Origin of the sequence: Streptomyces venetus (assembly GCF_039540295.1) — a bacterium.
Lineage (GTDB): Bacteria > Actinomycetota > Actinomycetes > Streptomycetales > Streptomycetaceae > Streptomyces > Streptomyces venetus.
On record NZ_BAABET010000009.1, the window covers coordinates 80,874 to 95,673 of the forward strand.

Annotated in this window: 13 protein-coding genes; 3 read left to right on the forward strand and 10 right to left on the reverse strand. The window is 72.0% G+C overall.

Going from position 1 to position 14,800, the window contains the following annotated elements:
* Positions 1-47: 47 nt before the first annotated feature.
* Complete coding sequence (locus ABEA82_RS27740) at positions 48-836, reverse strand: carbon-nitrogen hydrolase family protein (protein WP_345664417.1); 789 nt, start codon at positions 834-836, stop codon at positions 48-50.
* Positions 837-1,146: 310 nt separating this feature from the next.
* Between ABEA82_RS27740 and ABEA82_RS27745 the strand changes: the two genes are divergently transcribed.
* A complete protein-coding gene (locus tag ABEA82_RS27745; protein WP_345664418.1) occupies positions 1,147-1,725 on the forward strand; it encodes a Repetin in 579 nt (192 codons plus the stop codon).
* On the opposite strand, the gene ABEA82_RS27750 is transcribed toward ABEA82_RS27745, so the two are convergent.
* The 7 genes from ABEA82_RS27750 to rpe all read right to left on the reverse strand — a co-directional run bounded on the left by ABEA82_RS27750 (position 1,694) and on the right by rpe (position 9,169).
* Positions 1,694-2,893 carry an MFS transporter gene (locus tag ABEA82_RS27750; protein WP_345664419.1) on the reverse strand — a complete coding sequence of 400 codons (1,200 nt, stop codon included), beginning with the start codon at positions 2,891-2,893 and terminating at the stop codon, positions 1,694-1,696. The two genes, ABEA82_RS27745 and ABEA82_RS27750, sit on opposite strands and share 32 nt — an antisense overlap.
* A gap of 154 nt (positions 2,894-3,047) precedes the next feature.
* Positions 3,048-3,500 carry an Lrp/AsnC family transcriptional regulator gene (locus ABEA82_RS27755; RefSeq protein ID WP_003988931.1) on the reverse strand — a complete coding sequence of 151 codons (453 nt, stop codon included), beginning with the start codon at positions 3,498-3,500 and terminating at the stop codon, positions 3,048-3,050.
* A 10-nt stretch (positions 3,501-3,510) separates the two neighbouring features.
* Positions 3,511-4,980, reverse strand: a complete 1,470-nt coding sequence (locus ABEA82_RS27760; RefSeq protein WP_345664420.1) for an amino acid permease — start codon at positions 4,978-4,980, stop codon at positions 3,511-3,513.
* Between the two features lie 451 nt (positions 4,981-5,431).
* A complete protein-coding gene (locus tag ABEA82_RS27765; RefSeq protein ID WP_345664421.1) occupies positions 5,432-6,874 on the reverse strand; it encodes a GuaB1 family IMP dehydrogenase-related protein in 1,443 nt (480 codons plus the stop codon).
* Positions 6,875-6,982: 108 nt separating this feature from the next.
* Positions 6,983-7,336 carry a barstar family protein gene (locus ABEA82_RS27770; RefSeq protein ID WP_345664659.1) on the reverse strand — a complete coding sequence of 118 codons (354 nt, stop codon included), beginning with the start codon at positions 7,334-7,336 and terminating at the stop codon, positions 6,983-6,985.
* A gap of 24 nt (positions 7,337-7,360) precedes the next feature.
* Positions 7,361-8,404, reverse strand: a complete 1,044-nt coding sequence (locus tag ABEA82_RS27775; RefSeq protein ID WP_003988936.1) for a sugar-binding transcriptional regulator — start codon at positions 8,402-8,404, stop codon at positions 7,361-7,363.
* 78 nt (positions 8,405-8,482) lie between these two features.
* Positions 8,483-9,169 carry a ribulose-phosphate 3-epimerase gene (gene rpe, locus ABEA82_RS27780; RefSeq protein WP_345664423.1) on the reverse strand — a complete coding sequence of 229 codons (687 nt, stop codon included), beginning with the start codon at positions 9,167-9,169 and terminating at the stop codon, positions 8,483-8,485.
* A 164-nt stretch (positions 9,170-9,333) separates the two neighbouring features.
* Here rpe and ABEA82_RS27785 point away from each other — a divergent pair, with 164 nt between their 5' ends.
* Positions 9,334-11,475, forward strand: coding sequence for an MMPL family transporter (locus ABEA82_RS27785; RefSeq protein ID WP_345664425.1), 2,142 nt, complete (start codon positions 9,334-9,336; stop codon positions 11,473-11,475).
* On the opposite strand, the gene ABEA82_RS27790 is transcribed toward ABEA82_RS27785, so the two are convergent.
* Positions 11,456-12,874, reverse strand: a complete 1,419-nt coding sequence (locus ABEA82_RS27790; protein WP_345664427.1) for an RsmB/NOP family class I SAM-dependent RNA methyltransferase — start codon at positions 12,872-12,874, stop codon at positions 11,456-11,458. The genes ABEA82_RS27785 and ABEA82_RS27790 overlap by 20 nt on opposite strands.
* 78 nt (positions 12,875-12,952) lie before the next feature.
* Positions 12,953-13,885 carry a methionyl-tRNA formyltransferase gene (fmt, locus tag ABEA82_RS27795; RefSeq protein WP_345664429.1) on the reverse strand — a complete coding sequence of 311 codons (933 nt, stop codon included), beginning with the start codon at positions 13,883-13,885 and terminating at the stop codon, positions 12,953-12,955.
* Positions 13,886-14,130: 245 nt separating this feature from the next.
* On the opposite strand from fmt, the gene ABEA82_RS27800 reads away from it, so the two are divergent.
* Positions 14,131-14,676, forward strand: a complete 546-nt coding sequence (locus ABEA82_RS27800) for a hypothetical protein (protein WP_345664431.1) — start codon at positions 14,131-14,133, stop codon at positions 14,674-14,676.
* Positions 14,677-14,800: the final 124 nt, after the last annotated feature.

The window sequence follows — 14,800 nt, forward strand, 5'->3', positions numbered from 1 at the left end:
CGGACTCCTTGCAGAGGAACGATCAGGGTGTGCGGATCAGGGGGTTCTCAGACGAGCGGCCCGTACAGGCCCGGGCGCCGGTCCCGCAGATAGGGGTTGGCCTCGCGCGACGCGGCGAGGAACACCGGGTCGACGTCGGCGAGGACGAGTTCCTCACCGCGCCCGGCGCGGGTGCGGGCGACCCCGTCGGGCCCGGCGAGCGTGGAGATGCCGACGAACTCGAACTCCCCTTCCCGGCCGACCCGGTTGACGTACGCGACGTACATCTGGTTCTCGAAGGCCCGCACCGGGATCATCGACTCGGCGACGAACTGGAACGGGTGCATCTGCGCCGTCGGGACGACCAGCAGGTCGGTACCGGCCAGGGCGTGGGCGCGGACGTTCTCCGGGAACTCGACGTCGTAGCAGATGAGGATGCCGACGCGGAGGCCGTCGATCTCGGCCTGGACGACCGGCCCGTCACCCGGCGTGAAGTGGTCCCGCTCGAAGCAGCCGAAGAGGTGCGTCTTGCGGTAGCCGGCGAGACGGGTGCCGTCGGCGGAGATCAGCTGGGCGGAGTTGAACACGGCGTCGCCGTCCCGCTCGGGGTAGCCGTAGGCGATCGCCAGGCCGTGGCTCGACGCGATCTCGGCGATGGCGTCCGCGCAGTCGCCGTCGGCGGGCTCCGCCAGGCGGCCGATGTCGTCGCCGATCGCGTACCCGGTCAGGAACATCTCCGGCGTGACGACCAGCCCGGCGCCCGCTGCGGCGGCCCGGCCCGCGGCCTCGTCGAGCACCTTGAGGTTCTCGACGGTCGAGCCGGGGCGGCCGGAGCTCTGGAGCAGGGCGGTGCGCATGGGCGTTCCTCACCGGGCGGAAGGGTGGCGGAAGGGTGGTTGTGGGGGCCACATAGACGGTACGGGCGGCTGAGCAGGAGGGACAAGAAGGCGCCGTTGCGCGCCGATGAGCGGTTTGTTGCGTGCTCCAGGCGTGAGCGGCGATTCGTTGCGTCGCCGAGGTCGCAGGTCGGCTCATCCCTGGGGCGCAGGGCGGTCCGGCATCCCCCGCCGGGCGGCGGAGGCGGGGTCCCGCCTCGGGTGCGATGTGGCGGGCGCGGGGTCCCGGCGAGAGTAGTGACCGTCCACTCGACCTGCCGAAAGGACCGTGATGAACCGCCGTACGAAGATCGTCGTGCTCGGCTCCGCCCTGCTGCTCACCGCCGGAGCGGCCTCTGCCGCCATCGCATCCGACGAGGCGCCGCGACAGCGGGAGACCGCCACCGCCTCGGACGCCTCGTCCCGGCAGCGGGAGGCCGCCGCGCTCACCGGCACCGCCAAGCTGTACCGCTCGGCCGGGGACGACATCACGTTCTCGTTCGACGCGCATCTGGCGGCGAAGGACATCGCCGACCCGACGAAGGCGACCGGCACCTTCGAGTTCAGCCACTACCTCAAGGACTTCGGCGCCCGGGCCAAGGTCAAGGTCGACTGCCTGGTCACCGGCGGGAAGGTGGCCGTCGTGTCCGGTGTCATCACCGAATCCGACCTGCCGGGCGCCGAGGGCAAGCGGGTCGGCGTCACCGTCCACGACCTCGGCCGCCACGACCGGCTCGGCTACAGCTGGGCCTCGACCGGCCGTCCCGGTGAAGGCAACGAGCCGCCCAAGTGCGTGAGTTCCGCCCCCTACGAGAAGGTGAAGAAGGGGACGGGCGACTTCACGGTCGTGCCGTGGCAGCCCAAGCTCTAGCCAGTGCCAGGGCCGTCACCAGGTAGGGAACCGCGAGCACCGCGAAGACGGTGCTGTGCGCCAGGTCCGTGCCGAGCAGCGCGTACACGCCGAACGTGGCGACCGTGGCCAGCTCGGTGCCCAGGCTCGCCAGGGAGGTGAGCGTGGCCCGCCGGGACTCGTCGATACGGTGCTGGAGGCGGACGTCGGCCAGCACCTCCGCGAGCTGGAACCCGGCGAAGGCGAGGCTCACGAGAGCGATGCCGGCCGGTGAGCGGCCCGCGGCACCCACCGCCAGGGCGAGTGCGGCGCCCGCGAGCAGCGCCGCGAGGCCGGCCGTGCCGAGGCGTTCGGCCGGTCCGGTCAGGAGGCTGCCGACGGTGACGCCCGCCCAGATCAGCATGATCAGGTAGGGCACCGTCGTCTCGGCGACGCCGAGGTCCCGGACCAGCAGTGGGGTGTACTCGTCGAGTGCGCCCCACACCGCGGCCACGGCCGGGACCAGCAGCAGGGCGCCGCGCACCGTGCGGTCCCGGCGGACCTCCGCGAGCCCGGCCCGCAGAGTCGTCGCCCAGCTGTCGCCGTCGGCGTTCTCCGGCCGGGCCCGGTGCTCCGGGAGCCGGGTCGCGGTGACGGCGGTCAGCACACAGGCCAGGACGCTCGCGGCACCGACGGCCTCGTAGCCGCCCCGGGCGAGGACGGGCCCGGCCAGGCCGATGGAGGCCACCGTGCCCAGCAGCCTCGCGGCCCGGGCCCGGCCCATGGTGCGCGCGTACCGGCCGGCGGCACCGAGCCGGTCCAGTTCGTCGTAGACCAGCGCCTCCAGCGCGCCCGAACCGAGCGCCCCGCCCGCGCCCCACAGCACGAAGCCGGCCGCGAAGGCCCAGTACGACGGGACGGCCACCCAGAGCGCGAAGCCGGCGGCGGTGAGCAGCGGGCCGATCCACAACAGCCTGCGTCGCGACACGGCGTCGGCCCAGGCGCCGGAGGGCACTTCCAGCACCACCGCGGTGATCGACCACAGGGCGAACAGGGAGGAGATCTGCCAGAGCGACATGCCGGTGTCGGCGAAGAGCAGCGCGTACACCGGGTAGAGCAGGACGAAGTCGTCGAGGAACGCGTAGCCGTACAGCGTGGTCGTCAGCCGCCGGACACCGGTGGCGGGCACGCGTGCAGGTGAGAGTGTCATGAGGCCTTCCCGCAGGGACGGATCGGACGCCGGAGGTACGGCGTCCGAGGCGGCCCTCGGGAGGCACGGCTGGTGGATCAATGTCGCCAGGTCATGGCACCCAGGCTAGAGGTGTCACAGGGAACGGGCCACGGACTTACGCGGGCGATCCCGTCTACGTGGGCGATCCCGACGAGAAGCGACGCAGCAGCGGCGACAGCACGAGCACGGACTTGGTCCGCTCGACGAACGGCTCCCCGGCGATCCGCTCCAGGACCCGTTCGAAGTGCCGCATGTCGGAGGCGAAGACCTGGGCGATCGCGTCCGCGTCCCCGGTGACAGTGGACGCGGCCACGACCTCCTGGTAGCGCTCCAGGCCCCGCTGGATGGTCTCCGGGGAGGTGTTGCCGCGGCAGTAGATCTCGACGAACCCCTCGGTCTCCCAGCCGAGGGCGCCCGGGTCCACCCGGACGGTGAAGCCGGTGATGGCTCCGGTGGCGCGCAGCCGGTCCACCCGCCGTTTCACGGCGGGCGCGGACAGGCCGACGATCTGGCCGATGTCGGCGTAGGAGCGGCGGGCGTCCTCGGCGAGGGCGTGCACGATGCGTTCGTCGAGATCGTTCAGCACAGTGGGTCGGTCACTTTTCGGATGGTGCGAGTCGGGAACGGCGGTAGCCGTACAGGAAGTAGAACACGAGCCCGGCGGCCATCCAGACACCGAAGACCACCCAGGTGACGGCCGACAGGCTGCCCATCATCCACAGGCAGAAGCCGAAGCCCAGCGCGGGCATGACCGGGGAGAGCGGCACCCGGAAGGTGCGGGGCATGTCCGGCTTGGTGCGGCGCAGGACGACGACGGCCACGTTGACGAGCGCGAAGGCGAACAGGGTGCCGATGCTGGTGGCGTCGGCGAGCTGCCCGAGCGGGATCGCGGCGGCCAGGACACCGCAGAACAGCGACACGATCAGGGTGTTGGTACGGGGGGTCTTGGTCTTCGGGTGGACCTTGGAGAAGACCTTCGGCACCAGCCCGTCGCGGGACATGGCGAACAGGATGCGGGTCTGGCCGTACAGCACGGTCAGCACGACGCTCGCGATGGCGATGACGGCGCAGAACGCCAGCAGGGTGCCCCAGAAGCTCTGCCCGGTGACCTCGCGCATGATCTGGGCGAGGGCGGCCTCGGAGTCGGTGAAGCCCTTCCACGGCTTGGCGCCGACCGCGACGGCCGCGACGAGGACGTACAGGGCCGTGACGATGACCAGCGACAGCATGATCGCGCGGGGCAGGTCGCGCTGGGCGTTCTTGGCCTCCTCACCGGCGGTGGAGGCGGCGTCGAAGCCGATGTAGGAGAAGAACAGCGTGGCACCGGCGGCGCTGACTCCGGCCATGCCGAGGGGCATGAAGTTCTCGTAGTTGCCCGAGCGGAAGCCCTGGACGCCGATGGCGCAGAACATCACCAGCGCGGCGATCTTCACGACGACCATGACGGTGTTGGCGCGGGCGGACTCACGGGCGCCGCCCATCAGGAACGCCATGGCGAGCAGCACGACGATCAGCGCGGGCAGGTTGAACACGCCGCCGTCGCCGGGCGGGGCGGACAGCGCGGCCGGGATGGTGACGCCTATGGTGCCGTCGAGCAGTTCGTTGAGGTACTCGCCCCAGCCGACGGCGACGGCCGCGACCGAGACGCCGTACTCGAGGACGAGGCACCAGCCGCAGATCCAGGCGATCAGCTCGCCCATCGTTGCGTACGCGTACGAGTACGAGGAGCCGGAGACAGGGATGGTGCCCGCCAGCTCCGCGTAGGACAGCGCCGAGAACAGGGCGGTCAGGCCGGCGATCACGAAGGAGAGCGTGACGGCCGGGCCCGCCTTGGGCACGGCCTCGCCGAGGACGACGAAGATGCCGGTGCCGAGGGTGGCACCGATGCTGATCATGGTGAGCTGCCAGAGCCCGAGGGAGCGCCGCAGCGAGCCTCCCTCGCCCTGGCCACCCTCCGCGACCAGGCGTTCCACCGGCTTGCGGCGCATGAGGCGCGCGCCGATGCCGGGGGACGCGGTTGCGGCCGTCTGGCCTGGGTTCTGCGGGGGTGCGCCTTGGTCGAGCACGCGCTGGCTCCTTTTCGCTGCCGGTCAGGGCGGCAGGGACCGGCGGCATCCCTTCAGGGACCCACCGAGCGGGGTCCCTGCCACGCCACGTTCGAGGCGACAGCCTATGAGCATCGGCGTTGCTGGTGAAATGCAGCAACCTTGCGCATACCCGCAAGATCATTGCGTTCCTGGGAATTCGACGGGTGTTCGTTGCGGCATGGCTGTCGACCGTTGCGCGCGGCCCCTCCAGAGGGCCTTGACCAGGAACACGCAGGGACAGGCTTGCTCATGCCGCACCCCGTCGAGGTCCAGTCGGACCAGCGGTCGACGTACGTCACCGCGGGCAGGTCGGTGCACCAGGGCGGTCTTTCCAGCCAGGGGACAGGTGCTTGCTCCAGCACCCCGACGACGGCCCCCGTCGACCCGCCGGGCGGGTCGACGGGGGCCGAACGAGAGGGCGCCGGGCGGGCTAGCTCCAGCTGGCGTGCAGCGGCTTGCCCTCGGCGTAGCCGGCGGCGCTCTGGATGCCGACGATGGCCTTCTCGGCGAACTCCTCCAGGGAGCCGGCACCGGCGTAGGTGCAGGAGGAGCGGACGCCCGCGATGATCGAGTCGATCAGGTCCTCGACGCCCGGGCGGGCCGGGTCGAGGAACATGCGGGAGGTGGAGATGCCCTCCTCGAACAGCGCCTTGCGGGCCCGGTCGTACGCCGACTCGTCCGAGGTGCGGTTGCGCACGGCACGCGCGGACGCCATGCCGAACGACTCCTTGTAGGCGCGCCCCTGCGCGTCGTGCTGGAGGTCGCCCGGGGACTCGTAGGTGCCCGCGAACCAGGAGCCGACCATCACGTTGGAGGCGCCGGCGGCGAGGGCCATGGCCACGTCGCGCGGGTGGCGGACACCGCCGTCGGCCCACACGTGCTTGCCGTACTTCCTCGCCTCGGCGGCGCACTCCAGGACGGCGGAGAACTGCGGCCGGCCGACGCCGGTCATCATGCGCGTGGTGCACATGGCACCGGGTCCGACACCGACCTTGACGATGTCGGCGCCCGCCTCGATCAGGTCGCGCACGCCCGCCGCGGCCACCACGTTGCCCGCCGCGATCGGGACCTGCGGGTCGAGGTCGCGGACCAGCTTCAGGGCGCTGATCATCGACTCCTGATGGCCGTGCGCGGTGTCGATGACGAGGGTGTCGACGCCCGCGTCCAGCAGCTGCTCGGCCCTGCCCGCGACATCGCCGTTGATGCCGACGGCGGCGGCGATGCGCAGCCGCCCCTGGGCGTCGGTGGCCGGCTGGTAGAGCGTGGCGCGCAGGGCGCCCTTGCGGGTGAGGATGCCGGCGAGCGTGCCGTCCTGGTGCACCGCGGGGGCGTAGCGGCGGTTGGCGTGGTCGAGGGTGTCGAAGGCCTCGCCCGGGTCCTTGTCCGCGTCGATGAGCAGCAGGTCCCGGGACATGACCTCGGCGAGCTGCGTGAAGCGGTCGACGCCGGAGAGGTCGGAGTCGGTGACCACGCCGATGGGCTTGTGGTTCTCGTCGACGACGACACCGGCGTTGTGCGCCCGCTTGGGCAGCAGCCCCAGGGCGTCGGCGACGGTCTGGTGCGGGGACAGGATGATCGGGGTGTCGAGGACCAGGTGGCGGCTCTTCACCCAGGAGACGACCTCGGTGACGACCTCGATCGGGATGTCCTGCGGTATCACCACCAGGCCGCCGCGGCGGGCCACGGTCTCGGCCATGCGCCGCCCGGCGATGGCGGTCATGTTGGCGACGACGAGCGGGATGGTGGTGCCCGTGCCGTCCGGGGAGCTGAGGTCCACGCCCTGGCGCGAGCCGACCGCGGAACGGCTCGGCACCATGAAGACGTCGTCGTACGTCAGGTCGTACCCGGGCTGGATGTCATTGAGAAAACGCACGTGCTGCACATCCCAGTCGATCAGAGGTGACCCCCTGACCGGCCGGCCAGGGGGAAAGAGCACGTACTTCATTCTCCCACGCCGGGGCTCCGGACGACCCCCAGCAGATCATCCAGGCTGGTCAGGGGCCTCCTCGGAGGATGCTCCAAGCCCGAGGGTGACGAAGAGTCCCGGGCCGCGGTCGGTCGCCTCGGCGAAGATCTCCTCCGCGACCTGCCACTCGTCGGGCCGTGTCTCGGCATAGGCCCGCCAGCCCGTGACGACGACCAGCAACCCCCGGTCCACGGCCCCCTCGGGCCACAGGTCCGGGTCGGACAGGCAGTCGGCGAGGGCGTCCCAGTTCCGGCCGAACCACTCGGGCAGGGCCAGGTCACGGGCGCAGCGGTCCATGAGGCCCGCCTTGTCCGTGACCCCGCCGAGGTCCAGCGTGAGCACGATCCGGCCCGCCGGGTCGTCCGTCACCTTTCGCGGCTCGCCGGCCATCCGTCAGGCTCCGTCCGGGTCGGACCGGTTGAACGCGGACTTGGGCGTCGGCCCCGCCGTCATCAGGTAGTCCGCGGCCGACGTGTCCGTCACCAGGCTGGTGACGAGCCCGGACCGCAGCACCGCGTCGATCGCCGGCCCCTTGCGCTGCCCGCCCGCGATCGCGACGACCTCGGGGACCCGGCGCAGCTGGTCGGCCTTGACGGTGATGCACCGCTCGCCCAGGTCCCGTCCGACCCGGCGGCCCTCGGCGTCGAAGAGGTGCGCGGACATCTCGGCGGCGACACCGAGGGAGGCGTAGTGCGCGCGCTCCTCCTCGGTGAGCATGTCGTGCACCGTGGAGATGCCCGGCTCCCAGGAGCCGATGGAGACACAGGCGACGGTGACCTTGTCGAAGTGCTCGAAGGCCCGGGCGATCCCCGTCTGGTTGCGCAGTGCCGAGGCCGTGGCCGCGTCGGGCAACAGCATCGGCGCGTAGATGGGGTGGGCGTCGCCGCCGGACACCTGGGCGGCCCGTCGCACGGCCTCGACCGAGCCGCGCTCGGCGGTCCCGGCGTCGTACACACCCGTCAACTGCACGACCGTGCACGGCGGCAGCCGGTCGAGCGCCGCCGCCATGTGGATGGTGGAGCGGCCCCAGGCCAGGCCCAGCACATCACCTTCGTTGACCAGTTCGCCGAGCAGGTCGGCGGCCACCTCTCCCAGGTTCTCGGGGTCGGGTGTCTCCTCGGCCTCGGCCGGGGACTCGACCACGACGGCGTGCCTGAGGCCGTAGCGAGCGCGGAGCGCGTCCGAGCGCTCGGCGTCCAGTTCGGCCGGCACGCGGATCTCGATACGCACGAGATCCCGTTCGAGGGCGGTTTCCAGGACCCGGGCCACCTTGAAGCGGCTGACGCCGAACTCCTCCGCGATCTGGATCTTGGACTTGCCCTCGAGGTAGAAGCGGCGGGCCATGGCCGCCGCCTGCACCAGCTCAGCGGGTCCCATCCGCATGGCTGACCGGCCCGCCGACATACCCGACACGGCGATCTCCTCACTGCTGTTCACACTCTGGATTCGCCGTTCATCCTTGCAGATCCGGCGCGGTCGATCAGCCCTGATGAGAGCCGTTCACTTTGCTGTGGCTCAGTGGTCGCAGGCCCAGGAGGCCTTCGCCGTCGCCGCCTCCGCTTGGGTGCGTAGTGCACGTACCGCCTCGGCCGGGTCGTTTGCCCCGTAGACCGCCGATCCGGCCACGAAGACGTCGGCTCCGGCGTCGGCGCAGCGCTCGATGGTGGAAGCGGAAACTCCGCCGTCGACCTGGAGCCAGAGCTCCAGTCCGTGCTTGCTGATCAACTCGCGGGTGCGGCGAATCTTCGGAAGCATGATGTCGAGGAAGGCCTGTCCCCCGAAGCCCGGTTCGACCGTCATGATCAGCAGCATGTCGAGCTCGGGGAGCAGGTCCTCGTACGGCTCGATGGGGGTCGCGGGCTTCAGCGCCATGGAGGCGCGGGCGCCCTTGGCGCGGATCTCCCGGGCGAGCCGGACCGGGGCGGCGGCGGCCTCGACGTGGAAGGTGACGGAACCGGCCCCCGCCTCCACGTACTGCGGTGCCCACCGATCGGGGGCCTCGATCATCAGATGGCAGTCCAGCGGGGTGTCCGTCGCTCGGGCGAGCGACTCCACGACCGGCACGCCGAGCGTGAGGTTCGGGACGAAATGGTTGTCCATGACGTCGACGTGGAGCCAGTCGGCTCCCTGCACGGCCTTCGCCTCGTCCGCGAGGCGGGCGAAGTCTGCGGACAGGATGCTGGGGTTGATCTGCGCGGCCATGTCCTTAGCCTATGCGCTGCGCTGGGCTTGGGCGGTGGGGGTCCCACAGGGCTGGTCGTTCTGTTCGGCTGCGGGTTGTATGTGGCTGGTCGCGCCCACGCGGCGGAGCCGCACACGACACAGCCCCGCGCCCCTGAAGGGGCGTCTCCGCGGAAGGCTTTGCCATGAAGCAGGGCATCGGGCACCTCGTGTGCGGGCGGCGGGCCAAGTGGTCGGTGCTGGGGCTGTGGGTGGTCGTGCTGTTCGTGACGGCGCCGTTCGCGATGAAGCTCACCGATGCGCAGGACAACGACGCGGCGTCCTGGCTGCCGGGGTCCGCGGAGTCGACGCAGGTCCTGGAGCTGTCGAAGGGCTTCCGGCCCGAGCAGCTCCCCGCGGTCGTCGTCTACGCCCGGGACAGCGGGCTCACCGCACAGGACCGCGCGCAGATCACCGAGGACGCGGCACAGCTGAGGCAGCTGCGCGACCACGGCATCCGGGGCGCGGAGACCCGGGGGCCCGTCTACGACCGGCCGGCCGATCCCCGGGCGGCGGAGATCCTCGTACCCATCACGATGGACGAGAAGGGCTGGAAGCAGATCGCGCCCGCGGTCGACTCCATGCGGGACGTCACCGGCGACGGTCACGGCGGCCTCGCCGTGCACATCACCGGGCCGGGCGGCACGTCGGCGGACTTCTCCAAGGCCTTCGAGGGCATCGACTCGACGCTGCTGGTGTCGGCCATGGCCGTCGTCATCGTCATGCTGCTGATCACCTACCGCAGTCCCACCCTGCTGCTGGTCCCGCTGCTCGCCGTGATCGCCGCGCTGTTCACCGCACAGGCGCTGATCTACTTCCTCGCCGAGTACGCCGGCCTGACGGTCAACGGGCAGAGCGCCGGCATCCTCACGGTGCTCGTGTTCGGCGCGGGGACGGACTACGCGCTGCTGCTCGTGGCGCGCTACCGGGAGGAACTGCGCCGCCACGAGGACCGGCACGAGGCGATGGCGCGCGCCCTGCACCGGGCGGGCCCCGCCGTGCTCGCCTCCGGGGCGACGGTCGTGCTGAGCATGCTCGTGCTGCTGGTCGCGGAGATGAACTCCACCAGCGGCCTGGGCCCGGTCGCCGCGATCGGCGTGGCGGTCGCCCTCCTGGCGATGATGACCCTGTTCCCGGCCCTGCTGGTGATCTTCGGCCGCTGGATCTTCTGGCCGGTGATCCCCCACCTCGGCTCGGCCGACCCCACCGGGCGCGGCATCTGGGCCCGCACCGGCCGCGGTATCGCCCGCCGTCCGCGCACGGTCTGGGCGGTGACGGTTCTCGTCCTCGCGGTCTGCTCGCTCGGCCTCGTCCAGCTGCGCGCGGAGGGCATCAGCAACGCGGACGCCTTCACCGGCAAACCGGACTCGATCGTCGGCCAGGAGGTCTCCGAGCGGTACTTCCCCGCCGGCAGCGGCAACCCGCTCGTCATCGTCTCCGACCAGGCACAGGCCCGGCAGGTGGGCCGCGTGGTCGCCGGGACCGAGGGCGTCGTGCCGACCTCGCTCGGCCTGCCCCCGGGCGCGAGACCCGTGAACGAGGGCAAGGTGCTGTTCGAGGCGACCCTGACCGATCCGGCGGACAGCGAGGCGGCCAAGCAGACCGTCGAGAGGGTGCGGGACGCGGTGCACGCGGTGCCGGACGCGGACGCCCAGGTGGGCGGCGGCACGGCCGGGCTCATCGACATGGACAGGGCGACGACCCACGACAACATCGTGATCATCCCGCTGGTCCTGGCCGTCGTCCTGCTGATCCTGTGCGCGCTCCTGCGGTCCCTGATCGCCCCGCTGCTGCTGGTCGGGACGGTGATCCTGTCCTTCACGGCGGCCCTGGGCATCAGCGCCCTGGCCTTCCGCCACCTCTTCGACTACGCGGGGGAGGCGACCGACTTCCCGCTGTTCGTCTTCGTCTTCCTGGTCGCCCTGGGCATCGACTACAACATCTTCCTGACCACCCGCATCCGCGAGGAGGCGGCCCACCAGGGCACCAGACAGGGCGTGATCACCGGGCTGGCCGCCACCGGCGCGGTCATCACCTCCGCGGGCCTGGTCCTGGCCGGTACCTTCGCCGCCCTCGGCACCCTCCCGATGGTCGCCTTCGCCGAGATCGGCTTCGCGGTCGCCCTCGGGGTCCTCATCGACACGTTCGTCGTGCGCTCGGTCCTGGTGACGTCGCTGTTCCTGGACGTGGGACCGAAGGTGTGGTGGCCGCACCGGCTGGCCAGGGACGACGGCGGTGCGGCGGCCCGGGAGAGCGTCTCGGCGGGGGTCAGCCGGTCCGGCGAATGAGGGCCAGGTACATGGCGTCGGTCCCGTGCAGATGCGGCCACAGCTGTACGTCGGGGCCGTCGCCCAGATCCGGTACGCCGGGCAGCAGCGGACGCGCGTCGAGGAGGTCGGTGTCCGGGACCTGCTTGAGCACGTCGGCGACGACGGCCCGGGTCTCGGCGAGGTGCGGCGAGCACGTCGCGTAGCCCACGACACCGCCGACCCGCACCGACTCCAGGGCGGCACGCAGCAGCCCGCGCTGCAACGGCGCGAACCCCTCCAGGTCGTCCGGCCGGCGCCGCCAGCGTGCCTCGGGGCGGCGTCGCAGGGCGCCGAGACCGGTGCACGGCACGTCGACCAGGACCCGGTCGAAGCTGCCGGGCCGCCACGCCGGCCGTGTGCCGTCCGCGGTGATCACCTGGTACGGCCCGGGATTGCCCTCCAGCGCCTTGGCCACGAGCCCCGCCCGGTGCGGCTGCTTCTCGGAGGCGAGCAGCGTCGCACCTCGTTCGGCGGCGAGGGCGCCGAGCAGCGCGGCCTTGCCGCCGGGCCCCGCGCACCCGTCCAGCCATCGCCGGTCGGGCCCGTCCAAGGGCGCGTTGGCGAGGGCGATCGCCACGAGCTGGCTGCCCTCGTCCTGCACGCCCGCGCGCCCGTCCCGGACGGCCTCGATGGCGCCCGGCTCCCCGCCCTCGGTCAGCCGCACGGCGTACGGCGACCACTGCCCCGGCACGGCGGCGTCCTCGCCGAGCAGTTCATCGGCGGTGGCCCTGCCCGGCCGCGCGACCAGCGTCACCTCGGGCCGCTCGTTGTCGGCGCGCAGCAACTCCTCGATACCGGCGCGCCCGCCGCCGAGGGAGTCCCACAGCGCCGACACGACCCACCGCGGATGCGAGTGGACGACGGCGAGATGGTCCTCGGGATCCTCGTCGTAAGGCGGCGCGACCCGCTCCAGCCAGCCGTCAAGATCGTGCTGCGCGACCTTGCGCAGCACGGCGTTGACGAACTTGGCCCGCCCGTCGCCGAGCACGACCCGCGCGAGCTCGACGGTGGCGGACACGGCCGCGTGCGTCGGGATCCGCGTGCCGAGCAGCTGGTGCGCACCGAGGCTCAGCACGTCCAGCACCGGCGGATCGACCTCTCCGAGCGGCCGGTCCACGCAGGTCGCGATGACCGCGTCGTACGTCCCCTGCCGCCGCAGCGTCCCGTACACCAGCTCGGTCGCGAGGGCGGCGTCCCGGGCGTCGAAGTCGTCCTTCTCCCGCGCCTTGCGCAACAGCGGCGGCAGAACGAGGTTGGCGTAGGCGTCCCGCTCGTCCACGGCCCTCAGCGCCTCGAAGGCGAGGACGCGGACGGGGTCCTTCTTGGGCCGACGGTAGGGCTTGCCGGACGGACGGGGCCGACGGGGCTGTTCGCTCACGAAAAAGGTGCTCCGGGTGTGAGATGAAGTGCGCCGTCCAGCCTACGCCGCGCGGGGCGGGAACAGATCGCGGGTGGGTCAGCTCCCGAGCCGCTCCCCTTCGGCGATCCGCACCCCGCGCGCCCAGTCCGCCGCCCGCATCGGCTTCTTGCCCTGCGCCTGCACCCACAGCAGCTCGACGCCGTACGAGCCGGTGCCGACGTACACGTTGTTCTTCTGGGCGGCGATCTGCCCGGGGGCGAGATCCGTCCGGTCCGGGACGGGGGCGACCTGGACGAGCTTGAGCCGCTCACCGCGGAACAGGGTCCAGGCGCCCGGTGCCGGAGTGCAGCCCCGCACCACCCGGTCGACGCGCAGCGCGGGGGCGTTCCAGTCGAGGCGGGCGTCCTCGACGTTGACCTTCGGGGCCAGGGTGACACCCTCGGCCGGCTGCGGTACGGCCTTCAGCGTGCCGTCCTCGATCCCGTCCATGGTCGCGGCGAGCAGCCCGGCACCGGCGAAGGCCAGCCTGGTCAGCAGATCGCCGCTGGTGTCGGTGGACCGGATCTCCTCGGTCACCGTCCCGTACACCGGCCCCGAGTCGAGCCCCTCCTCGATCAGGAACGTGGACGCCCCGGTGATCTCGTCGCCGGCCATGATGGCGTGCTGCACGGGCGCGGCACCCCGCCAGGCGGGCAGCAGCGAGAAGTGCAGATTGACCCAGCCGTGCGCGGGGACGTCAAGGGCGACCCGGGGCAGCAGCGCGCCGTAGGCGACGACGGGACAGCAGTCCGGCCCGATCTCCCGCAGCCGCTCCAGGAACTCCGGGTCCTTCGGCCTGGCGGGCTTCAGCACCTCGATCCCGGCCTCCTCCGCCCGCTCGGCGACGGGCGACGCGACGAGCCTGCGCCCCCGCCCGGCCGGCGCGTCGGGCCGCGTGACGACAGCGGCCACCTCATGCCGCCCGGAGGCGAGAAGGGCGTCCAGAGCGGGAACGGCGACCTCGGGTGTACCGGCGAAGACGAGCTTCATGGGGTGGTGGGGGCCTCTCGGACAGGGGTGAACGACGGGCAGCACACCAGTCTATGAGCCGGCCCCGGAAAGCCGCCGAAGGCCGCAGGCCGAGGCGCACGCCCCGCGCAAACAGGCGCACGCATATGCTCCCACGCCCCCACACCGTGACCCGCGGAGCGAATCCGCGTTGGTCAAGACAGAGTTGACCACATCGGGCCCCATCGCGGCCCATTCCTTTCATCGCCGGTTCGAGAGGCTTGTTCATGGCCGACCACGCAACCCACGACGCCCAGGCTCGGGCCAGCCTGCACTTGCTGGTGCGGGACATCGAGCGGGTCCGCCGGCAGGTGGACGCACTGCGCACGCTCACCGCCCAGTTGGGGAACGTCTACCGCCCGCGCCGCTCCGGCCCCTCCACGGGCTTCGTCGTCTACGGTCGCGCGCCCGCCCCGACGGTACGTCTCGCCCAGGAGCTGCGCGACAGTGTCGAGACCCTGGTCACCGCGGCCGTGGACTTCGACCGCTCGCTCGGCTTCTCGTGGGACGCCGTGGGCTCCGCACTGGGCGTCACCAAACAAGCGGTCCACCGACGTTACGGCGCGCGCCGGGCCGCGGCCCAGACCGCCGCGGCCGAGGCCGAGCGCACCCCGGAGCCGACGGGCAACCGCACGGTCAGTGTGAGCACCGGCCTCCCCACGGTCCCGACGGTCCCCGCGGCCCGCTCCATGCCCACCCAGCCGACGGCCGGCAGCCCGGCCCTCCGCGACGAGGCGAGGCCGACGGCCTTCCCGGGCCCGCGCAACGGCTGACCGGACACCGCACCCACACCGCGCCCACAGCTGCCCTCCCGACACCTGTCCGGGAGGGCAGTCGCGTACACGGGCGGCGGCGCCTCACCGGAACGACCGGAGAGACCGGCGCCGGACCGCACCG